11 protein-coding genes, 2 tRNA genes, 3 rRNA genes and 1 pseudogene are annotated in these 22,968 nt (G+C 41.3%); 6 read left to right on the forward strand and 11 right to left on the reverse strand.

The annotated features are described in order from the left end of the window. The first annotated feature begins 305 nt into the window (after positions 1 to 305). From AOR04_RS01375 to rrf, 5 genes are all read left to right on the forward strand, one after another. Positions 306 to 1,841: ribosomal RNA gene (locus tag AOR04_RS01375) — 16S ribosomal RNA — on the forward strand. A gap of 76 nt (positions 1,842 to 1,917) precedes the next feature. After that, positions 1,918 to 1,994 (forward strand) — tRNA-Ile (locus AOR04_RS01380). 50 nt (positions 1,995 to 2,044) lie between these two features. Next, positions 2,045 to 2,120, forward strand: a tRNA-Ala gene (locus AOR04_RS01385). Positions 2,121 to 2,426: 306 nt separating this feature from the next. Then, positions 2,427 to 5,316: ribosomal RNA gene (locus AOR04_RS01390) — 23S ribosomal RNA — on the forward strand. 150 nt (positions 5,317 to 5,466) lie between these two features. Next, positions 5,467 to 5,581, forward strand: a 5S ribosomal RNA gene (gene rrf / locus AOR04_RS01395). The 16S, 23S and 5S rRNA genes sit together here with 2 tRNA genes alongside, the layout of an rRNA operon. A 744-nt stretch (positions 5,582 to 6,325) precedes the next feature. On the opposite strand, the gene recG is transcribed toward rrf, so the two are convergent. From recG to asnC, 3 genes are read right to left on the reverse strand one after another with little or no spacing between them, the layout of a single operon-like run. After that, positions 6,326 to 8,407, reverse strand: coding sequence for an ATP-dependent DNA helicase RecG (recG, locus tag AOR04_RS01400; protein WP_096792308.1), 2,082 nt, complete (start codon positions 8,405 to 8,407; stop codon positions 6,326 to 6,328). Between the two features lie 59 nt (positions 8,408 to 8,466). Further along, the gene (gene trmH, locus AOR04_RS01405; protein ID WP_007580009.1) at positions 8,467 to 9,153 is read right to left on the reverse strand and encodes a tRNA (guanosine(18)-2'-O)-methyltransferase TrmH; all 687 of its coding nucleotides are present in this window, start codon (positions 9,151 to 9,153) and stop codon (positions 8,467 to 8,469) included. 41 nt (positions 9,154 to 9,194) lie between these two features. Continuing rightward, positions 9,195 to 9,653, reverse strand: a complete 459-nt coding sequence (gene asnC / locus AOR04_RS01410; RefSeq protein WP_007378830.1) for a transcriptional regulator AsnC — start codon at positions 9,651 to 9,653, stop codon at positions 9,195 to 9,197. 197 nt (positions 9,654 to 9,850) lie between these two features. Here asnC and asnA point away from each other — a divergent pair, with 197 nt between their 5' ends. After that, positions 9,851 to 10,846, forward strand: coding sequence for an aspartate--ammonia ligase (gene asnA, locus AOR04_RS01415; protein ID WP_096792309.1), 996 nt, complete (start codon positions 9,851 to 9,853; stop codon positions 10,844 to 10,846). 47 nt (positions 10,847 to 10,893) lie between these two features. On the opposite strand, the gene AOR04_RS01420 is transcribed toward asnA, so the two are convergent. From AOR04_RS01420 to AOR04_RS01455, 8 genes and pseudogenes are all read right to left on the reverse strand, one after another. After that, complete coding sequence (locus AOR04_RS01420) at positions 10,894 to 12,501, reverse strand: DUF342 domain-containing protein (protein ID WP_096792310.1); 1,608 nt, start codon at positions 12,499 to 12,501, stop codon at positions 10,894 to 10,896. Positions 12,502 to 12,645: 144 nt separating this feature from the next. Next, positions 12,646 to 13,038 (reverse strand): RidA family protein, encoded by a 393-nt coding sequence (locus AOR04_RS01425; protein ID WP_007378833.1) that lies wholly within the window; start codon positions 13,036 to 13,038, stop codon positions 12,646 to 12,648. Between the two features lie 12 nt (positions 13,039 to 13,050). Next, a complete protein-coding gene (gene spoT, locus AOR04_RS01430) occupies positions 13,051 to 15,156 on the reverse strand; it encodes a bifunctional GTP diphosphokinase/guanosine-3',5'-bis pyrophosphate 3'-pyrophosphohydrolase (RefSeq protein ID WP_008139659.1) in 2,106 nt (701 codons plus the stop codon). 388 nt (positions 15,157 to 15,544) lie between these two features. Further along, positions 15,545 to 15,820, reverse strand: coding sequence for a DNA-directed RNA polymerase subunit omega (gene rpoZ, locus AOR04_RS01435; RefSeq protein WP_007378835.1), 276 nt, complete (start codon positions 15,818 to 15,820; stop codon positions 15,545 to 15,547). Between the two features lie 125 nt (positions 15,821 to 15,945). Beyond that, positions 15,946 to 16,566 carry a guanylate kinase gene (gene gmk, locus AOR04_RS01440; RefSeq protein WP_096792311.1) on the reverse strand — a complete coding sequence of 207 codons (621 nt, stop codon included), beginning with the start codon at positions 16,564 to 16,566 and terminating at the stop codon, positions 15,946 to 15,948. Between the two features lie 114 nt (positions 16,567 to 16,680). Beyond that, on the reverse strand, positions 16,681 to 18,042 hold the full coding sequence (locus tag AOR04_RS01445; protein ID WP_096792312.1) for a GGDEF domain-containing protein: 1,362 nt from the start codon (positions 18,040 to 18,042) through the stop codon (positions 16,681 to 16,683). Between the two features lie 304 nt (positions 18,043 to 18,346). Continuing rightward, positions 18,347 to 19,105 (reverse strand): annotated as a pseudogene (locus AOR04_RS01450) (IS5 family transposase). 175 nt (positions 19,106 to 19,280) lie between these two features. Continuing rightward, a complete protein-coding gene (locus tag AOR04_RS01455) occupies positions 19,281 to 22,706 on the reverse strand; it encodes a DEAD/DEAH box helicase (protein ID WP_096792313.1) in 3,426 nt (1,141 codons plus the stop codon). Between the last annotated feature and the right edge of the window lie 262 nt (positions 22,707 to 22,968).

Consider the following 22,968-nt stretch of genomic DNA (forward strand, 5'->3'; position numbering starts at 1 on the left):
AAAGTTTAAAACAAAGTATTGACTCGAAAAATAAAGGGTGTATTATTCGCATCCCTTGAGACGCTAAAGCGACTCAAAATGTTCTTTAACAATATAAAGCAATCATCTGTGTGGGCACTCGTACAGATTGAGTTCTAACAGCCAAGCTTAGTTCGCTAAGTAAGGCAAACAAATTAGAGTCTCAATTGAAAACTGAGTGACCAACAGAATAGTTATTTCGGTAATTATTCGGCACAGTCAATTCAATATCGAAAGATATTAAAAAATTCAGAATTCATTGAGCTGTCGAAAGACATAAAACTTTTTAATTGAAGAGTTTGATCATGGCTCAGATTGAACGCTGGCGGCAGGCCTAACACATGCAAGTCGAGCGGTAACAGAGAGTAGCTTGCTACTTTGCTGACGAGCGGCGGACGGGTGAGTAATGCTTGGGAACATGCCTTGAGGTGGGGGACAACAGTTGGAAACGACTGCTAATACCGCATAATGTCTACGGACCAAAGGGGGCTTCGGCTCTCGCCTTTAGATTGGCCCAAGTGGGATTAGCTAGTTGGTGAGGTAATGGCTCACCAAGGCGACGATCCCTAGCTGGTTTGAGAGGATGATCAGCCACACTGGGACTGAGACACGGCCCAGACTCCTACGGGAGGCAGCAGTGGGGAATATTGCACAATGGGCGCAAGCCTGATGCAGCCATGCCGCGTGTGTGAAGAAGGCCTTCGGGTTGTAAAGCACTTTCAGTCAGGAGGAAAGGTTAACGGTTAATACCCGTTAGCTGTGACGTTACTGACAGAAGAAGCACCGGCTAACTCCGTGCCAGCAGCCGCGGTAATACGGAGGGTGCGAGCGTTAATCGGAATTACTGGGCGTAAAGCGTACGCAGGCGGTTTGTTAAGCGAGATGTGAAAGCCCCGGGCTCAACCTGGGAACTGCATTTCGAACTGGCAAACTAGAGTGTGATAGAGGGTGGTAGAATTTCAGGTGTAGCGGTGAAATGCGTAGAGATCTGAAGGAATACCGATGGCGAAGGCAGCCACCTGGGTCAACACTGACGCTCATGTACGAAAGCGTGGGGAGCAAACGGGATTAGATACCCCGGTAGTCCACGCCGTAAACGATGTCTACTAGAAGCTCGGAGCCTCGGTTCTGTTTTTCAAAGCTAACGCATTAAGTAGACCGCCTGGGGAGTACGGCCGCAAGGTTAAAACTCAAATGAATTGACGGGGGCCCGCACAAGCGGTGGAGCATGTGGTTTAATTCGATGCAACGCGAAGAACCTTACCTACACTTGACATACAGAGAACTTACCAGAGATGGTTTGGTGCCTTCGGGAACTCTGATACAGGTGCTGCATGGCTGTCGTCAGCTCGTGTTGTGAGATGTTGGGTTAAGTCCCGCAACGAGCGCAACCCCTATCCTTAGTTGCTAGCAGGTAATGCTGAGAACTCTAAGGAGACTGCCGGTGATAAACCGGAGGAAGGTGGGGACGACGTCAAGTCATCATGGCCCTTACGTGTAGGGCTACACACGTGCTACAATGGCGCATACAGAGTGCTGCGAACCTGCGAAGGTAAGCGAATCACTTAAAGTGCGTCGTAGTCCGGATTGGAGTCTGCAACTCGACTCCATGAAGTCGGAATCGCTAGTAATCGCGTATCAGAATGACGCGGTGAATACGTTCCCGGGCCTTGTACACACCGCCCGTCACACCATGGGAGTGGGTTGCTCCAGAAGTAGATAGTCTAACCCTCGGGAGGACGTTTACCACGGAGTGATTCATGACTGGGGTGAAGTCGTAACAAGGTAGCCCTAGGGGAACCTGGGGCTGGATCACCTCCTTATACGATTTAGAACTTATTTGTTCGTAGTGTCCACACAGATGATTGTTATTGTAAAGAGAACAACACTTATTGTTTTGGGTCTGTAGCTCAGCTGGTTAGAGCGCACCCCTGATAAGGGTGAGGTCGGTAGTTCAAATCTACTCAGACCCACCACTTCTTGTCTAATCAAGAAGATGGTTAAAACAGTAAGTACCAGCATATGTGGGGCTATAGCTCAGCTGGGAGAGCGCCTGCCTTGCACGCAGGAGGTCAGCAGTTCGATCCTGCTTAGCTCCACCACTTTTACTTCTTAAAAATAAATATTCTTTATCGGGCCATTAACCGCCTGAGAATAGAGTGTGTTTAATTTTGAGAGGTTTTTGTATCTCTTGCTCTTTAAAAATTTGGAAAAGCTGATAATAAAATTCTGATGAATACATTGTATTTATCAAGAGTTTTCAAAAGTAAAAAAACAATGGTAGCAGTACCATTGAGTGCCATTTAGTTAACTCTTATGAGTTGATTGATTGGTATCTACTTTAGTATTCAATATTAACTTCTGGCGAAGTTAAACTGTCACAAAACAAAGACCCGTTTGGGTTGTATGGTTAAGTGACTAAGCGTACACGGTGGATGCCTTGGCAGTTGGAGGCGATGAAGGACGTATTAACTTGCGATAAGCCTAGTCAAGCTAGTAAAAAGCGCTTGAGACTAGGATTTCCGAATGGGGAAACCCACCTGCTTGCAGGTATCGTTAACTGAATACATAGGTTAACGAGGCGAACGCGGAGAACTGAAACATCTAAGTACCCGTAGGAAAAGAAATCAACCGAGATTCCGAAAGTAGCGGCGAGCGAAATCGGAACAGCCCTTAAGCTTATTATGTGTTAATGGAAGGCTGCTGGAAAGCGCCACGATACAGGGTGATAGTCCCGTACATGAAAAGACATTTTAAGTGAAATCGAGTAGGTCGGAGCACGTGAAACTTTGACTGAATATAGGTGGACCATCATCTAAGGCTAAATACTCCCAACTGACCGATAGTGAACCAGTACCGTGAGGGAAAGGCGAAAAGAACCCCTGTGAGGGGAGTGAAATAGAACCTGAAACCGTGTACGTACAAGCAGTAGGAGCCCACTTGTTGGGTGACTGCGTACCTTTTGTATAATGGGTCAGCGACTTATATTTTGTAGCGAGGTTAACCGAATAGGGTAGCCGTAGGGAAACCGAGTCTTAACTGGGCGAATAGTTGCAAGGTATAGACCCGAAACCCGGTGATCTAGCCATGGGCAGGTTGAAGGTTGAGTAACATCAACTGGAGGACCGAACCCACTAACGTTGAAAAGTTAGGGGATGACCTGTGGCTAGGAGTGAAAGGCTAATCAAACCGGGAGATAGCTGGTTCTCCCCGAAATCTATTTAGGTAGAGCCTCGGACGAATACTTACGGGGGTAGAGCACTGTTAAGGCTAGGGGGTCATCCCGACTTACCAACCCTTTGCAAACTCCGAATACCGTAAAGTAATATCCGGGAGACACACGGCGGGTGCTAACGTCCGTCGTGAAGAGGGAAACAACCCAGACCGCCAGCTAAGGTCCCAAAGTCATAGTTAAGTGGGAAACGATGTGGAAAGGCCCAGACAGCCAGGAGGTTGGCTTAGAAGCAGCCATCCTTTAAAGAAAGCGTAATAGCTCACTGGTCGAGTCGGTCTGCGCGGAAGATGTAACGGGGCTAAACTATGCACCGAAGCTGCGGATTCAGAATTTATTCTGAGTGGTAGGGGAGCGTTCTGTAAGCGGTTGAAGGTGTACCGGGAGGTATGCTGGACGTATCAGAAGTGCGAATGCTGACATGAGTAACGATAATGGGAGTGAAAAACTCCCACGCCGGAAGACCAAGGGTTCCTATCCCATGTTAATCAGGGTAGGGTAAGTCGACCCCTAAGGCGAGGCCGAAAGGCGTAGTCGATGGGAAACAGATTAATATTTCTGTACTCGATATAATTGCGATGGGGGACGGAGCAGGCTAAGCAAGCATAGCGTTGGTAGTCTATGTGAAAGTGAGTAGGGCGTTTGTTTAGGTAAATCCGGACAGACATTAAACCTGAGACACGAGACGAGTCACTACGGTGATGAAGTTGCTGATGCCATACTTCCAGGAAAAGCCTCTAAGCTTCAGATTATATGGAATCGTACCCCAAACCGACACAGGTGGTCAGGTAGAGAATACTAAGGCGCTTGAGAGAACTCGGGTGAAGGAACTAGGCAAAATCGTACCGTAACTTCGGGAGAAGGTACGCTCCTATCTGTGATGAGACTTGCTCTCTAAGCGGACGGGAGCCGCAGTGACCAGGTGGCTGGGACTGTTTATTAAAAACACAGCACTGTGCAAAATCGCAAGATGACGTATACGGTGTGACACCTGCCCGGTGCCGGAAGGTTAATTGATGGGGTTATCCTTAGGGAGAAGCTCTTGATCGAAGCCCCGGTAAACGGCGGCCGTAACTATAACGGTCCTAAGGTAGCGAAATTCCTTGTCGGGTAAGTTCCGACCTGCACGAATGGTGTAACCATGGCCACGCTGTCTCCACCCGAGACTCAGTGAAATTGAAATCGCAGTGAAGATGCTGTGTACCCGCGGCTAGACGGAAAGACCCCGTGAACCTTTACTACAGCTTGGCACTGAACATTGAACCTACATGTGTAGGATAGGTGGGAGACTTTGAAGATGAGACGCTAGTTTTGTTGGAGTCAACCTTGAAATACCACCCTTGTAGTTTTGATGTTCTAACGTTGGCCCCTGAATCGGGGTTACGGACAGTGCCTGGTGGGTAGTTTGACTGGGGCGGTCTCCTCCTAAAGAGTAACGGAGGAGCACGAAGGTTGGCTAAGTACGGTCGGACATCGTACGGTTAGTGTAATGGTAGAAGCCAGCTTAACTGCGAGACAGACACGTCGAGCAGGTACGAAAGTAGGTCATAGTGATCCGGTGGTTCTGAATGGAAGGGCCATCGCTCAACGGATAAAAGGTACTCCGGGGATAACAGGCTGATACCGCCCAAGAGTTCATATCGACGGCGGTGTTTGGCACCTCGATGTCGGCTCATCACATCCTGGGGCTGAAGTCGGTCCCAAGGGTATGGCTGTTCGCCATTTAAAGTGGTACGCGAGCTGGGTTTAGAACGTCGTGAGACAGTTCGGTCCCTATCTGCCGTGGGCGTTTGAGAATTGAGAGGGGTTGCTCCTAGTACGAGAGGACCGGAGTGAACGAACCGCTGGTGTTCGGGTTGTCATGCCAATGGCATTGCCCGGTAGCTACGTTCGGAACTGATAAGCGCTGAAAGCATCTAAGCGCGAAGCAGGCCTCGAGATGAGTTCTCACTAGACTTTTAAAGTCTCTGAAGGGCCGTTGAAGACTACAACGTTGATAGGCAAGATGTGGAAGTGGTGTGAGCCATTAAGCTAACTTGTACTAATTACCCGTGAGGCTTAACCATACAACGCCAAACGCGTTTTATGTGATAGTGAAACACGCGAAGAAGTTAATATGACTAAAGTAGATATTACTTAGAAAGACTTAAAAAATATTATCAGATATTTTCCAAATTCAGTTAGTGCGTAGAAATACGAATTAACGCCCAAATTTGCTTGGTGACAATAGCGTTTTGGACCCACCTGATCCCATGCCGAACTCAGTAGTGAAACGAAACAGCGCCGATGATAGTGTAGCATTTGCTATGTGAAAGTAGGACATTACCAGGCTTCAAATTAAAGAAACCCGTTACAGCAATGTAACGGGTTTTTTGCTATCTGGGATTTAATAAATAGCCAAGAGTCCATGCCGAACTCAGTAGTGAAGTCAAAGCTTCGACCGATGATAGTGTAGCATTTGTTATGTGACTTTCTACCGCTGTGGGCACTAAGACATTACCAGGCTTCAAATTGTAGAGAGCCCGACTAGAAATAGTCGGGCTTTTTTACGTCTGCAGAAAAGTGAAAATAAAAGCGGTAGCCAGAGCCCATACCGAACTCAGTAGTGAAACCAAACAGCTCGAAGGCGAGCCCTACGGAAGGCCGCCCCGACACAATGATAGTGTAGCATTTCACTGTGACTTTCTACCGCTGTGGGCACCACGACATCCTACTGCGTAGCGCACCGACTTCACATTGTAGAAAGCCCGACTATAAATAGTCGGGCTTTTTTACGTCTGCAGAAAAGTGAAATTCGCGCAATTAACACACACTACATCAACACCCATCACGTAGGGCGAGCGAGCGAAGCGACTCCCGACGCTAGAATCACAACAAAACCCCTCAATATCTCAGTCGGCCATTATCCCAGTCCGACCTCCCAATAAAGTAGCATTTGCTACGTGACTTTCCACCGCTGTGGGTACCACGACATTCTACTGCGTAGCGCACCGACCTCACATTGTAGAAAGCCCGACTAGAAATAGTCGGGCTTTTTTACGTCTGCAGAAAAGTGAAAATATATTTCAATGAGGGTTATGCTTGTGCGTAGTTTGACTTATTGCCAAGCCATCTATGAATCAGAGGATCTACATGTTGAGGGTATTGTTTTAGCATTTGCTGCGCGATAGGTCTTACTTGATTAAGTGTTTGTTTGTCGCGCGTTAAGTCTGCAATTTTGAATTCTGCTAAACCAGTTTGCTTTGTGCCGAGAACTTCACCAGGGCCACGAATTTCTAAATCGCGCTCTGCTATCACAAAGCCATCGTTACTATCGCGTAGTACACCTAATCGCTTTTGAGCGGTATGAGACAGTGGTGCGTGATATAAAAGCACACAATGCGATGCCGTAGCGCCGCGGCCAACTCGCCCGCGTAACTGATGCAGCTGTGCTAAGCCTAAGCGCTCAGGGTTTTCTATAATGATTAAGCTCGCATTAGGGACATCTACACCAACTTCAATAACCGTAGTGGCAACTAAAACATGTATATTACCTGCCTTAAACTCGCTCATAATGGCTTGTTTTTCAGCTGATTTCATTCGCCCATGTACTAAGCCTACGTTTAGCTCTGGTAATGCTTCTTTTAACTGCAGTGCACTGTCTTCGGCTGCCTGGCATTGCAGGACTTCTGATTCATCAATAAGTGTACACACCCAGTAAACTTGGCGGCCTTGCTCGTTACACGCTAATTTAACGCGGGCAATAATATCGTCTCTGCGAGTATCAGGAAGTGCCACTGTTGTAATTGGCGTACGCCCTGGTGGTAGCTCATCAATTACAGAGGTTTCTAAGTCGGCATACGCTGTCATAGCGAGTGTGCGTGGGATGGGTGTTGCAGTCATGACCAGTTGATGGGGATAGCAATCACCAAACTTACCTTTTTCACGCAGTGATAAACGCTGATGAACACCAAAGCGGTGTTGTTCATCAATAACGATAAGCACTAAGTTATTAAACTTAACTTCATCTTGAAATAAAGCGTGAGTACCTACAATCATTTGCGCCTCACCAGAGGCTATTTTTTCAAGTGTTGCTACGCGCTCTTTGCCTTTTGTTTTACCGCCAAGCCAAGCAACTGTTATACCTAGTTGATTAAACCACGTTGTAAAATTAACACCATGTTGCTCTGATAAAATTTCAGTAGGAGCCATTAAAGCGACTTGAAAGCCCTGAGCAATGGCTGTTAGTGCACTAAGTGCTGCTACTAGGGTTTTACCAGAGCCTACATCGCCTTGTACTAAACGCATCATGGGATACGCGTGTTGCATGTCACCTTTAATTTCAGCAACTACGCGGCTTTGCGCATTTGTGGGTGCAAAAGGAAGTTGCTCTAAAAATTGGCTTTCTAATGTGTTTACCGGATTTAATGCCACGGCTTTAACTTGTTGCCCTTGCTCTCGTACTTTTAATAAGCTGAGGTTTTGAGCAAGTAACTCCTCAAATACAAGGCGCTGTTGAGCAGGGTGAGTACCTTGCTCTAATGCAGTTACATCAACATCATTTGGTGGGCGGTGCAGTAATAATAAGGCGTCACTTAGTGGCATATTTGATGGCTGACACTGTGAAGGCAGTAGTTCTTCTACTGAGTATTTATTTAGTAAATCAATAGCCTGTTCGCTTAAAGCTCTAATCGATAGTTGCTTTAAACCTTCGGTAGTTGAATAAACGGGCGTTAATGTTGTCGCTACCGGCTGCTCGTTAGAGGTATCGCTGATGCTGTATTCAGGATGACTCATTTCAAAGCCAACACGGCCACGGCGCACTTCACCAAAGCAACGTATTATTTTACCAGCACTAAATGCGTTTTTTTGTGCGGCGGTAAAATTAAAAAACCGTAATGTTAGCCTCCCAGTACCATCATTGATTTGGCAAACAAGCATGCGCCTTTTACCAAACGTGATTTGGCTTGTTTCAATTGTTGCTTCCACACTTACATGACTATGAAGTAGCAGCTCATTAATTGCGTATAAGCGAGTGCGATCTTCGTAGCGAAGTGGTAAATGAAAGAGCATATCTTGTACAGTTAAAATACCTAGCTTCAACAAGCGCTCGGCCATTTTTGGACCAACCCCTTTAAGTTCTGTTATTGGGTATTGGCTTAAGCTAGGTTTAGACAAAGTAGGCTCAACTTTTATTATTTAATGTAGATTAAGTGTACTTACAGAGTGTAAGTGCATCAAGTATGTTTTAAAGCTTGCCAAAATTGCTCATCAGCGACTATTTCGCCGTTTTCATCAAGTGCAGGGTAAGGTAATTTTTTTTGTTTACACTGCCTTGCAATAATAGGGTGGCAACCTTCGAAATAAAGCGGGTGCTTAACTTCAGCGCTGAGCATATCTCTATTGTATAAACCTGCAAGTTCACGCTGGCGCTGTGCTTCAAACAATATTAGCGCAGCAGCAACTGAAACATTTAGCGATTGCACCATGCCTTGCATTGGAATAATAATATTTTGATCAGCATATTCTAGGGCTTTTTCTGAGATCCCTGTTTTTTCTTGTCCAACAATAATAGCCGTTGGCTTGGTGTAATCTACTTCTCTAAAATCAACGGCATCTTCTGATAGGTGAGTCGCGAGTATTTGTATTTCTGGATTGCGTTCACGCATTGCAGTAACGGCATCATCAATATTTCTATGTAAGTGCGTCTCTAGCCAGTTTTTACTGCCACCTGAGGTATTATTTGTTAGCCATTTTTGCTTTTCAGGCCATACAGCATGTACGTGATGGCAACCAACCGCATCAGCACTTCGTACTATTGCAGATAAGTTATGGTGTTTGTGCACGTCTTCTAAACACACGGTTAGGTCTGTTTGACGGCGCGAAAGTACGTCTTCGATTCTTTGATAGCGAGTTTGCTGCATGGTTATCCTCTTTTTTCGGCAATTATACGAGATTTTTGCAGTTAAGGCATTACCGTACGGCTAATTGGATTTTGTAGAGAAATAAGTGTTTCTGTTGATTGAATGGCTTCTATTGCCTGTATTTTATTAATCAGCACATCTTGTAAGTGATCAATGGACTTTGTCATTACCTTTATAAATATACTGTAGTTACCTGTTGTGTAATAAGCCTCTACCACTTCCTCTAATGCTTCTAGCTTTATAAGCGTTTGCGGGTAATCACGTGCGTTATTTAAATTAATGCCTATAAAGCAGCACACATCGTAGCCCAGCTGTTTAGTATTAATCGTTAATTGGGTGCCTATAATGATCCCTGCTTGCTTCATTTTTTCAATTCTTACGTGAATTGTCCCTGCGCTTACATTAAATCTTTTTGCTAATTCGGCATACGCAGTACGGGCATTTGCCATTAACGCATGAAGTATCTGTTTATCGAGATTATCGATTAAATAATTTTCCATTATATATTTGTCATAAAATTATCGAATATATGGTTTTTATACCACTTAATTAATGCTTTTTATATATTGAAGCTATTTTTGTTATGGGATATTGAATTAATCCTTTAAATCGTTACATTAACTTCATTGAAGGCGCTCATTAGAGCGTTTTTTATCAATTAAGCAAGTAACAATAACTGGGAATGAGGCCAATTATTATGAGTTCACACTATGTCCAGCAACAGCAGCAAATAAGTAAAGTTAAGCAATTTTTTTCACAGCAACTAGAAACCCAACTAGGGCTGGTTGAGGTTCAAGCCCCTATTTTGGCTAAGGTTGGCGACGGCACGCAAGATAACTTAAGCGGCCATGAAAACGCAGTTGCTGTAAATGTGAAAGCGATTACAGATAGCCGCTACGAAGTGGTGCATTCACTGGCTAAGTGGAAACGTAAAACACTGGCAACTTATGGCTTTGGTGTTGGTGAGGGTATTTACACTCAAATGAAAGCTTTGCGCCCAGATGAAGATTCATTAAGTCCTATTCATTCTGTATATGTTGATCAGTGGGATTGGGAAAAAGTAATTAACAAAACGACAGAGCGTTCGCTGGCAACACTAAAGCAAACTGTTCAATCTATTTATAAAGGGATAAAAGAGACGGAAGCTTTTGTAAGTGAGTCTTATGGTTTGACGCCTTTTTTACCGGACGACATTAAGTTTGTACACAGTGAAGAGCTACGTAAAATGTATCCTGACTTTAGCGCTAAGCAACGCGAAAAAGCCATTGCACAAGAATATGGTGCTGTATTTTTAATTGGTATTGGTGGCGCGCTTGGTGATGGCAAAATTCACGATGTAAGAGCCCCAGATTACGATGATTGGTCTACGCCAACATGCGATCAATACATGGGTTTAAATGGTGATATTTTAGTATGGAATCCAGTACTTGAAGATGTATTTGAAATTTCATCAATGGGTATACGTGTAAGCCCTGAGGTTTTAAAAGCGCAGTTAAGTACAACTGGAGATGAAGACCGCTTAGAGTTTGATTGGCATAAAGCGCTACTACAAAGTAAATTTCCGCAAACAATTGGCGGTGGAATAGGGCAGTCGCGCTTGGCTATGTTACTACTGCAAAAGCAACATATTGGACAAGTACAGGTTAGTGTGTGGCCAAATAAAACTTACGATACAGTAAGTGATTTACTTTAGGGTATATGAGGAGCTATTGATTTGAGTGCCTGTATTTGCACTCATTTCTAGTGTGTTTTAAACTCGATTTCTACTTTATTATTCAACAACTTTACATTGCATGGTGGGTAATTACGGATTGTTTTGAGTACTTTATTAAAAATATGAATTTCTACTCCAGAATGCAAAACAGTGTTAACAGCAAGGTTTGCATCACTAAGCAAATCATGTAACTCATGATCTAAGCTCGAAAGGCGTTTTTCTAATTGTTCAGCCTGTTGGCAATAATGCAGTTGTGTAGCGCCAATTTTGGCTATTAGCTGATTCTTTTTATCAATATCTTTAACTAAATCAGCTTTTTCGAGAGCAGCTTGAAGAGTATCTAATTGTTGATCTGTATTTGCTAAATCTTTAAAGCAATTGTCTGTGTCAGCAGTTATTTCAGCGCCTGAAGCTGCTAAATTTATTACCATTTTTGCGCCTGATTCGTTTCCTATTTCACCAGCAATGAGCGTTGTAGCATCCAGTATTTCACCACCAAAAATTTTACCTTTAGGTAAGTCTGTTTGACCAACTTGTAGTAATTTTTTCGCTTTCATAACGCAGTGGCTAGTTTGGCGATCAATAAATATGTTAGCTGCTTCTATATAACAATACTGTGAATGAGAAACATGGACATCTCCAGCACAAACTAATTTGCAGGATAACGATTTATCCTCAGGCTTTTGATGGCCAATTACACCTTGCTTCACAGTGATATTACCGCCAGCAGTAAGCTCCCCTGATTCGACAGTACCTAAGATAGTAATATCGCCTTTTGCGTTTATTTTCATACCAGGATCGATGTTTCGTGTAACAATCACACTGCCTTCAAAGTCGATATGGCCACTTTTCACATTTACATCAGATATTGTAAAAATATCATCTACACGCATTCCGTTATTAATTTCTACAGGAACGCCGGCAATAGTAGAGACTAATTCCATAGGGTTTAATTTTGATATTTCAGTGCCTTCACCTGCGACCAGTTGTTTATTTTCACCAGGTTTAGCGGTAAGTATATCACCGACTACTGTGAAGCCCTCTTTACCAGGGGTTGCGGGGTGCTGTCGAATAAGTACTGTACCAGGTTCTACACTTGCGAGTTTTCCAAAGTCACGCATATCAACGCTGCCATCTTCTTTTAATTTTGGCGCGTTTAAACGATCTTTTAGGGTTTCTACCACTGTTACTAATTTTGTCGCTAATCCATCACTTGGAAGCCGCCCTTTGGCGAGAGTACCTTTAACGATTGTCCCAGGTGATAGCTCGGCTTGTTTTTCTAGTAATTGTTCTAAAAATACTTGCTTGTAGCCACGAACTATTCCAGCTTTAACAAGGTATTTTTTCGCATCATCTAGGCTTAGCTGCTTACCGCCCTGAGCGAGAGTGAGCTCGCCTATAGCTAGCATTTTATCATCGCTAATTTCTATCTTGATTGCGGCATCGTACTTAGTTGCAACAACTAAAACTGACTCAGTATTTTTATTTTTGAAGAAGTTGTTTATGGCTTCATGATCGATTTTACAGTCACAAAAAGTCGACATTTCGAGAGCTTCAATCACGAACGCAGCACTCGGCGGAGCGTGCTTACTTACATCAAGTAAAATATTTCCATTATGAGCAAGCTTAAACACTAGTTAATCCTTCTCTACTACTTAAGTTAAGTTTGAGTATATTACATAATAACAGATTGCTAGAAATTTACTTTTGAGTCAAGAAAACAAAACGAGGTTATGGAGAAATAGAGCTATAGCTGGGACCATAGCTCGTAGGTAATACTAATTAGTTGAAGGTAGTTCCATTATTCCATCTATCTCAACTTGCACACCTTTTGGCAGCGCACGCACACCAATTGCGGCACGAGCAGGGTATGGTTGTTTGAAGTATTGGCTCATTACTTCGTTAACAATAGCAAAGTTAGATAAATCAGTAAGGTAAATATTCACCTTAACTAGGTCGTGTATCTGACCCCCAGCTTCTTCACATACAGCAGCAATGTTTTTAAATACTTGATGTGTTTGTTCGCCAAAGTCTTCCGAAATAACTTCCATAGTCTCAGGCACTAATGGTATTTGACCCGATAAGTAGACAGCCGTTCCTACTTTAACGGCTTGGCTATATGTGCCTATTGCTGCAGGCGCTTTGTCGGTAGAAATAAATGCTTTATTCATGTGTTTCCTATTTTATTTTTTACGATAGACTTTTTGTACATCAGGCATAACGCGAATGCGTCGCATAATGTTAGCAACGTGGATACGGTTTTTAACGGTAACCCCTAAATCTATCACGTATAAATTACTTTCTTTTTCATCAGTGGCTATTTCCACAATATTGGCTTGGGTAGTCGCAACAACATTGGTTAACTTTGCAAGCGCCCCTTGATGATTAATAATCTCGACTCTAAGGGCTGCGATATATTCTTTCTCTGGATTATCGTCCCACTTTACAACTAAGTATTTAGAGCGCTCACTTTCCCAGCCGCGAATATTTTTACATTCCTGGCGATGAACAGTTAATCCTTTGCCTTGGCTTATATGTGCAGTTATTGCATCCCCAGGTACAGGGCGGCAACACTTAGAGTAATTAACTAACATACCTTCGGTGCCAATAATGGTTGCTTTGACTTGGTTGGTAATGTCTGTTAAATCATCGTTTTCGTTTTGTAATAAGCGTTTAGCAATTAACATGCTCATCAGATTACCAGAGCCTATTGCTACTAGTAACTCAAGTAGTGTAGAAAGTTCATGTTCTTCAAGTACTCGCGCTATATTCTCATCAGGAATACTGTCGAACTTATTTTCACCAAGTGCGGAGTCGAGTAAACGCCTGCCCAATAACAGCGCTTCCTCGTGATGCTGACTCTTAAGGTAGTTACGAATGCCTAACCGTGCTTTACCGGTAACAATAAAGTTTAGCCAAGTTGCATTTGGGTGAGCCCCAGAGCTAGTAATTACTTCTACTGTTTGGCCGGTATCAAGCGCTTTACTCAAAGGGTAAGGTTTGCGATTTACTCTTGCCCCTACGCACGTATTTCCAACGTCAGTATGTACAGCGTATGCAAAATCAACAGCTGTTGCGCCCATTGGTAATTCAACGATTCGGCCATCTGGCGTAAATACGTAAATTTCTTCAGGGAATAGCTCAGTTTTTACATTTTCTATAAATTCAAATGATGAGCCAGCACTTTGCTGAAGCTCTAATAAACTTTGCATCCATTGGCGAGCACGTTGTTGTGACGTATTGCCCGCGCCATCACCTGATTTTTTATACATCCAGTGTGCGGCCACGCCTTTGTCTGCCATATGATCCATGTCGTGAGTACGAATTTGAATCTCAACAGGTATGCCGTGTGGGCCAACTAAAGAAGTATGAAGTGACTGATAGCCATTGGTTTTAGGCACTGCAATATAGTCTTTAAAGCGCGTTTCAATAGGCTTATAAAGGCTGTGAGCAACACCTAATACGCGATAACACGTATCCATAGAGTCAACCGCAATTCTAAACGCGTAAATATCCATGACTTCGTTAAATAACAGTTCTTTATTAAGCATTTTTTTATAAATACTATAAAGGTGCTTTTCGCGGCCCGATACCGTCGCTTTTATGCCTGACTCTTCAAGGCGCGCTTCAATTTCGTTTTGAATATTTGAAATAACTTCTTTTCGATTACCACGTGCTTTTGCAACTTCAGATTTAAGTGCACGATGGCGCATAGGATATAGAGCTTGAAAACCTAAATCTTCAAGCTCATTTTTAATGTCGTGAATACCTAAACGGTTTGCTATCGGCGCGTATATTTCTAGTGTTTCGCGTGCTATACGGCGGCGTTTATCGGGGCGAAGAGCACCCAATGTGCGCATATTATGCGTTCTATCAGCAAGCTTGATTAAAATAACTCGTATGTCTTGAGTCATAGCCATAATCATTTTACGGTAGTTTTCGGCTTGGAATTCTTTTTTATCTTTAAAGCTGAGCTTATCGAGCTTACTTACACCTTCAACCAATTCAGCAACCGTTTCACCAAAAATTTCAGCTAAATCTTGTTGGCTAAAATCAGTATCTTCAATTACATCGTGCATTAACGCGGCCATGAGCGTTTCATGGTCAAGATGCATGCCGGCAAGAATTTGAGTTACTTCAACAGGGTGAGTAATATAAGGTTCGCCACTTGAGCGAGTTTGTCCTTCGTGGGCCTCTCGGGCTACCACGTAAGATTTTTGTACCAGCTCTACATCTGCAGCAGGCAAGTATTCAGAAATTTTCTTTTTAAGACCTTCAAAAAGATACATTTACACTCCAATGTTCTAGGGCCCGTTGACCTTTCAGGATTAAAATTTGTTCAATCTAGGGGCGATTTAATCGCGGCGCGAGGTTTTTAGCCTAGCGGGCTAAGTAAAAACCGAGCAACAAAGAGTAAATTGCCCCTAGGCAGAACCCTTCGGGCTGCGCATGTTTGGCACTTATGCTGCGTTATCGCCTATGCATGGGGAATAACCACACTACATAGGCTCTGCCTTGCCTAAATACCATGCATGCTGCTGCAAATTTAACCTCGAAAGATAAACAGGCCCTAGTGAAGTAAATTAGGTAAGTTACGAATATACGATGAAAAGAATGGATTGCCAACGGCTATAGTAGAAATACTGCGCCGTTGGCTAAATCAGACCGGGAGGTCGATTATTGATTGCCACCAACAATGGCAGCAACAGCAGCTAGTTCTGCTGCTTCTTGGTGTTGTTGTTCTTCACGGTCAATTAAGTCCATTGAAGCGCTATCAACTAAACCTAATTCAATTTCACGTAAAGCAACAACCGTTGGTTTATCGTTTTCAGGGTCTACTAGTGGCGTTTTACCACCAACAGCAATTTGGCGGGCACGACGAGCCGCAACTAAAATTAAGTCAAAACGATTACCAACTGCATCTACTGCATCTTCAACTGTTACGCGGGCCATCACAGCACTCCAAAAATAATTTAAAAGCAAAGGCGTAGTTTACTCCAAGGAGCCACTTTCGCCAATAGCCAGTGTTCAATTTTTATCAGTTTTACTCGCCTAAGCCTAATTTAAATAGGCTTAAATTATTTAAGCAGACTATTTAGTAAAACTTGATGACGATCTTCTTGAGCTTTTAGGGTTAAGCGTTGAGCCATTACAATTATTTCTATATCAGCAAGTGCGCTCTCAAAGTCATCATTTACAATTACAAAGTCATACTCGTTATAATGTGACGTTTCAGATTGTGCTTGTGCCATACGTCCGGCAATAACGTCAGCCGAATCTTGGCCACGGTTATTTAAACGCTGCTCTAGCTCTTTTTTTGAAGGAGGTAGAATAAAAATGGTTTGTACGCTTGGCATAATTTTGCGCACTTGCTGCGCGCCTTGCCAATCAATATCTAAAAACACATCAATACCCGCATCAAGTTGCGACTCAATAGCTTGCTTTGATGTGCCATAGTAATTATCAAATACTTGAGCCCATTCAAAAAAGTCATTTTTTTCAATCAGCGCTTTAAACTCATCTGTAGAGACAAAATGATAATGCACGCCATTTTCTTCACCGGGGCGAGGAGAGCGAGTCGTGTGCGAGACCGATACTTTCATATCAGTATGCTTTTTTAATAACGCATTGATTAAGCTTGATTTACCAGCACCAGAAGGGGCTGATAAAATAAATAGGTTTCCGCGCGATTTTACCATTACATTCTCTATTTAAAAATAAACAGGCTTGGATTACGAGTAAACTAAGCCTTTAATACCCGCATTGTACTGTATTTAGTGAATGGTACTCAACTAGGTCAAAATGGGTTTGGGTTAAGCAAATTTTACTTTATTTCGTCCATCAGCTTTTGCTTCGTAAAGAGCAATATCAGCACGCTTAAAAAAAGTGTTCTCAGTATCATTTGGCTTATAACTCGTAATTCCAATACTTAGCGTTATATGATCTATTTTAGGGAAATTAATATTGCTTATATAAGCTTTTAATTGCTCAGCACAATGGAGTAACTGTTCTTTGCTTTGCCCGCGAATTAATACAGCAAACTCTTCACCACCGAGTCTATAAAGTAGATCTGTTTCTCTGAGTTCATTAGTAATTTCACGGGCTAATTTTATAAGAACTTTGTCGCCAACATCATGTCCATAACTATCATTAACTTTTTTGAAATGGTCTACGTCTAGTACAAGTACACCGAGTAATCCGCCTCTAGACGCTATTTTTAACTCATGAGTAAGCTGCTCTTCCCAACGATGTCTATTATAAGCCCCTGTTAATCTATCTTTTGTTGCAAGTTCTAGTAATTTATTTTCAGCGTCTTTTCTATTTATTAGCTCTTGAGACAAATTTTCGGAAAGTGTTTGTAAGTTTTTTTCTAGGTATCTAAGCTCATCTTTTTTAGCTTCATCTTGAACAGGCACATCTTCAACATCAGAGTCGGCTAGTGAACCACGAATTGTCTCTAAATGGTCATGAATTCGAGAGAATGTCTTTCTGAAAGAGCTAATAATGTATTGAGTCATAATAGAACCAATTATTAGAGCACACAGTCCTAAAATAAAATTAATAATAACAAATTGTTGAAGGTGTTTATTGGTATAAATAGAGACTTCCTTTGTAACTTCTTCTAACTTTAATAAAAGGGCCTCAACCTCATTATCAAGTTGCGTGTCTAACTGTTTGGCATGATTCCATTGTTCTATACTTAAGTTTTTGTTTTTTAATGGCAAAATTGCTAGGTAATTTTTATAATCAGAATATAGTTGATCTAATCTTTTTATTGAATCAATAGCAGAAATGTGTGCTGTTTGGACAACAGCAATGTGTTCGTTTGCTATACCCTGTTCAATGATTTTTAAAGCTAATCTAATTCGTACAATCTGATGTTCAATACTTTCTTTTATATTGTTTTTAAGCCCTAAATGTTTTTGAATTTCAGTGTTTTTAAAGTATTTACTTTCAGAGACCTCCATCAATAAATGATGCTTAATTTGCAATATTTCTATTTCATTAATCTTTTCATTTAATGGAATATCAACTTTAGTTAACTCATGCATTTCCTTTTCAATGGTTTGCAAAGTACTTAGAGAATATAAAATTACGATCAATAAAAAAAATAGCAATAAAGCAGACAAACCTCTTATTCGGCTAACAGTAGATAGACTTGGAAATTTAGACATAGTTCTATGTATCCTACATATTTGATCGTTGCATAGTTAATTATAGTTTTATTTAGTTATGGTAACTATTTAGGGGATAGCTTAGTACCTACATAATACACTTTGATGGTTTGACAGGGCAAGGGCATTAATGGTAAGGGTAGCTCAAAATGGAATCAACAAAAGCGATCTAGATTTTGAATGTTTCTCAGTCTGTTTAGATTAACTCCAGCGTGCTTATCACTAAAATTTACAAGTAGTCCGCTTTTTTTCATGCTATTACCCTTGCCCTAGGATCTGTTGAACTTTGCTGTATATAAATTGTTCATGCATGCATTGGCAGCCACATCATCAAAAAACTAAGCGTAATCATACTTGAATAATTACGCGATAATTTATCGTATTTTGTTGCTATTGCTTGATAATTTTTAATTCTACCGAATGCATTCTCAACCAAATGTCTGTATCTATATAAGCACCAATCAACATCCTTATTACCTTTCTTCTGGCTCTTCCTTCTTGGGATTGTTGAATCTGCTCCCATTTTTCTATTTTTTCACGAAAAGTGTCGCTATCATAGCCCTTATCTGCGACAACATGTTCAGCTTTCGGCGAGTTTTTTACCAAACTTTTTGCATGAACGATATCGTTTACTTGTCCTTGTGAAAACTCAAAGTAAACAGGTAAGCCGCCGCTATCTACGCTAAATGGATCTTGGTTGAGTTGCCTCCTCGGCGCTTCCCTATATCTTCGGTCGCTGAAGAAGCTGCCCCCGTTCCATGTTGATGAGCACTGATAATACTCCCATCTATAAAGAGCCATTCGACGTCTTCAGAATCCACCAATATATTGAAAGCATGAGATAAGACCCCCTTACTTGACCATAGGTTAAATCGGCGAGAAACCTTACTCCAGCGCATCCAAATTCTTTTGGTAAATCACGCTATGGTAAACCTGTTCGCATTCGATAGAGTATTCCTTCCATGGTTATTTGATGCGCAGGCTTATCATAAATTCTCCCCGAACTTAGCATTGCTTTGTAAAGGATTTCCCAACGTTCATCTGTTAACATTAGTCTTAGCATAGAGAGTCGCTATTTTTTGTTTTTGGCGAAGTAAATTATACCCGCTCACGATGCTGTTTAAAAAGTATACTTGAAAAATCAACAGCCCCTAGAACGGTAGAAAACAAAAAAGCCTAGAAAAATCTAGGCTTTTTAATGCGATTCTGCTTACCCAATATTAAAGGTTCGAATTAAACTAACCAAAGTTAAACTCTACTTCTGTAGAAGCTTGCTTTGTCATTACCTTATTTTCTTCGAAATCGTCATACAGCACTGATTCTTTCTCGGTAAAGTGGTCAAAGCTGTCATAGCAATTCATACCTCCTTGCTGTAATTCAGAGGATAAAGTATCAGTAGACCAGTCGTTGATATCTCCGATAACAAATAAGTGATGCTTTGCCCGAGTAACGGCCACATTGAGTAAATTAGGTTTCCCATTAACCCATGTTATACCTCCTGCTTTATTACGCACCTTAGACGCTGCGGTACATATAATTACTGTTGAAGCTTCTTTCCCTTGGAAGGTATGAACTGTACCAATATTATCTTCAGCAAAAGTAGCTAAGTTTTGTTTCTGTTTACTTTCACCTAACGCTTCCTGCATCCAGTCATGATTACCTGAATCGTTTGATCTACTTTCCCACTCTTTCTTCAATACAGCACTCATATTAGAAAACGGTGTAATTATGTACACTCCTCCAGCAACCATTTCGGGTTGCTCTTTAACCAAAAACTGAACTACGTCAAGTGCAATTCTAGCCTCTTTTTGATTAGCATATCCCTGCTTATTTATTTCATCAGATTTTTCCGAAACGTTTATCCAGCCACTCTGAATAGCCTTCCACTTAAAAGGCTGGCTAGCTAGAACCATGCGGTTATCGTACGCAATTTTATTTGCCACAGAAAACATAGGCTCGGTGCACCGTCTATGTACTAATAAAGGAATACCTACTTTTCGCTCACCTATTTTTGCAATGTATTGCCCTGCATTATCGCCAAGAGACTGAGCAGAACTAGTACTAACTATGTAATCATCTCCCCACTGGCGAGCGGTATCTTTTTTAGAAATTGGAAGGAAATCAGCTGCTATAGCTAAGTCAATTGAAGGTTGCATTGTTACTACTGGCTCAAGCTGGATAGGATCTCCAACAAAAATAGTTTGCCTACTTCTTTGTAGAAGGCCAGCCACATGATAATTAACAGACTGACCTGCTTCATCGATCATTGATAAGCCAAAACCACCTGTTTTTTGCATTAACTTAAATTGATTCTCTACTGAAGAAAGTGAGGTACTAATCACAGGAAAAAACAAAAACAACATTGACCATAATTGTTGATGCTCAGGAATAGCTTCTTTAGTTTCTAGTCGACCATCAATAAGTTGACCAAGATTTCCCCAGTGCTTTTTAAACTGACTTGCTCCTTGCTCAAGAATCGCTTCATTCAATGCCATAGCATAAATAAATAATTCACTTCTACAACGGTTTAGCTCTTCACTTCCTAAAGGTGATTGTTGTTGCAATCTTTTTTCTGCTTCTTCGAAAGATTCGTCACTTCTTTTCGAATAAGCCTTTGTACCAATTAAGTGTCTATCATGATCAAACACCCATTCTTTAGACGATCTATCAGCTAACTTTTTTATCTTTGCAAAGGCATTTTCAAAATCACTTTTAGCTGTTTTAAATTTTCGTTCACTATGGTCTTGATGAAGTTTTTTACCAAACCACTGTTTTTTAAAAGAATCTAAAGCTTCTATCACTGCTAGCCATTGTTCATTAGTAAATTTAGCCCAATTAGTTGAAAACGCATCTATTGATAATTCTGACTGCTCTATGCTAATTAACGCGTCTGTAAAAGGTAAGAAAAACTTATTATACTTATTGTTAGCATGACACTTCTTAATATCACTGGCCAACAACATAAGCTTCTCTTGCTCTTGTAATGACTGAACAAAGTTAGCAATAATTTCTTTTGCACTTTCTTTGCCTTTTTTCTTCAAATCTTTCATTAAAGAATCAAGGTGAAAGAAATCACTCACTTTATTGAGATGCGCAGAGAGCGCCTTCAAAAGTGGTTTAAATGCTTTACGGTTTTTTGAATTCCCCAACACTGCACAAAATACCCCCCAGTCACCTTCTGGGGCAACGATTTTAAAATGCTTGGTTTTGGAGGAGAACGCTTTATGAAGTTTTGATAAGGAAGGTAATTCTTTAGATATATTCTCAACAGCTTTATTATTGCTAGAAGCGACAACCATACTGTGTTGCATAATTAAGCGAGTGACTTTTTCATCACTGAACCAGTCATTTTTATCGCTAAGCTCCTTTAATAACAGAGTACGCGAAACAAGTTTGTCAGCAATAATATCTTTTAATAATGTTGTTTTACCTGTCCCAGGAGGACCATTGACAGCAACAACAGGGTTATCGCCTGCCTTTTTTGCTGTATTCACAGCAAATGACTGTAGCAAACTAAGGCCAAACTCGGGGTTCTCAGGCCAACGTCCATATATAATGCCATTAGTTAAAGGCCAGAAAAAGTCGCCTTGGTTAACTGCTTCCGGGACTTCGGTTTTATCCTTACGTCCGAGTAAATAAGATCTCAAAGGTAAAGATAAGCCCTTTGTACCCCATTTACTAACAGCTGAAATGGACCTTTCAAGATCATCAACAAAAAATGGACCTAGTTGTTTACTCTCTAACCCATCCGGGTAATAACAAAAACGCCAACGAAATGTAACGGCTCCTGATTTTTTTCCAACTTCAGGTATATCTGAATTGGAATCATAGCTAGGATCAATTGGCTGGCATTGTTCTATCATAAACTGTCGAGATAATTCATCAGGCCAGAACTGTCCAGCTAACTCTCTGTTTAATAGTAGAATTCTTTTGCTCAACTCTGTTGATGTCAGCGGCGTATTTTCATCTTCAGACAGAAAACCTGAGTGGAGAACTGTTTCTATATTTTCCATTCGAGCTTCTACCCATTCAGACAAGCTCATACTATCAGGGATAGATGAATTGCAGCGACGATATAATGTACGAATAGTTGCCAAGTTAATAATCAGGTCTTCATCTTCTTCTGAACGTGACCATACAATAATCTCCCTATCTTCATCCCAACGAGGTATTAGTGCTTGTCCAACAAGGTATGTACGAGGCGTTTTATAGTTAGGGTGTTTTTCATCATCTTTAGCAATATAGCCTGCGCGATGACATTGAAACATAATCATTAAACGGCTATTTTCAGTTATTTCCAGTTTGCCATCTTTGAACTTGTCTTCGGCTTGTTCTATCCAACTTGTTTTAAACTTATCAGCCGGTTCACTGATAAGATTCTTTTTATAATCAACAGGACACTCCGGTAAATCAAACAACTCAGCATCTAACCAGTAATTTAGGATACGTTGGCAGCGATCCTTATTTTTATTTTCGTTGATAATTGCATTATCTACTTCTGGGGTAGCTTTTGGTTCTTTATGTCTCACTTTGAAATTATTGATTTTCTTCGCTGAGCTGCTAGAAAGTTGGGTCGTTTGAGTTGAGCTACTAGGAGTAAAATCTATAAATGCTTTTTTTCGGCCAAATAGAGCATGTAAAGCGGATTTGAAAATCCCTATCATTTAAATTATTTCCTTATATTTAGTAAGTTACAGACAAGATTGCTAAAACTTAGTTTTAATATTTATAAGCCTGTTCTTCATTATTATTTATTACTGTTTCCACGGTATCCCCATTCATAATATAGACGGGCAGTAGAATATCTACGTGGTTATTATTTTAGTTTTTGTATCGTCTAACTCGATGTTAGGTTGTTCATTATTATAAGTCCATAACCAATCTTTAGGTATATCTTGTAACTCACTAATATTACGTAAATATAGT

Source organism: Pseudoalteromonas sp. 1_2015MBL_MicDiv (assembly GCF_002407505.1).
Classification (GTDB): domain Bacteria; phylum Pseudomonadota; class Gammaproteobacteria; order Enterobacterales; family Alteromonadaceae; genus Pseudoalteromonas; species Pseudoalteromonas fuliginea.

Bases quoted from the DNA above. Each gene is read 5' to 3' on its own strand.
- AOR04_RS01445 (WP_096792312.1), bottom strand. From the start codon at position 18,042: ATGTCTAAATTTCCAAGTCTATCTACTGTTAGCCGAATAAGAGGTTTG.
- asnA (WP_096792309.1), top strand. From the start codon at position 9,851: ATGAGTTCACACTATGTCCAGCAACAGCAGCAAATAAGTAAAGTTAAG.
- rpoZ (WP_007378835.1), bottom strand. From the start codon at position 15,820: ATGGCCCGCGTAACAGTTGAAGATGCAGTAGATGCAGTTGGTAATCGT.
- trmH (WP_007580009.1), bottom strand. From the start codon at position 9,153: ATGCAGCAAACTCGCTATCAAAGAATCGAAGACGTACTTTCGCGCCGT.
- gmk (WP_096792311.1), bottom strand. From the start codon at position 16,566: ATGGTAAAATCGCGCGGAAACCTATTTATTTTATCAGCCCCTTCTGGT.
- AOR04_RS01425 (WP_007378833.1), bottom strand. From the start codon at position 13,038: ATGAATAAAGCATTTATTTCTACCGACAAAGCGCCTGCAGCAATAGGC.
- AOR04_RS01455 (WP_096792313.1), bottom strand. From the start codon at position 22,706: ATGATAGGGATTTTCAAATCCGCTTTACATGCTCTATTTGGCCGAAAA.
- asnC (WP_007378830.1), bottom strand. From the start codon at position 9,653: ATGGAAAATTATTTAATCGATAATCTCGATAAACAGATACTTCATGCG.
- spoT (WP_008139659.1), bottom strand. From the start codon at position 15,156: ATGTATCTTTTTGAAGGTCTTAAAAAGAAAATTTCTGAATACTTGCCT.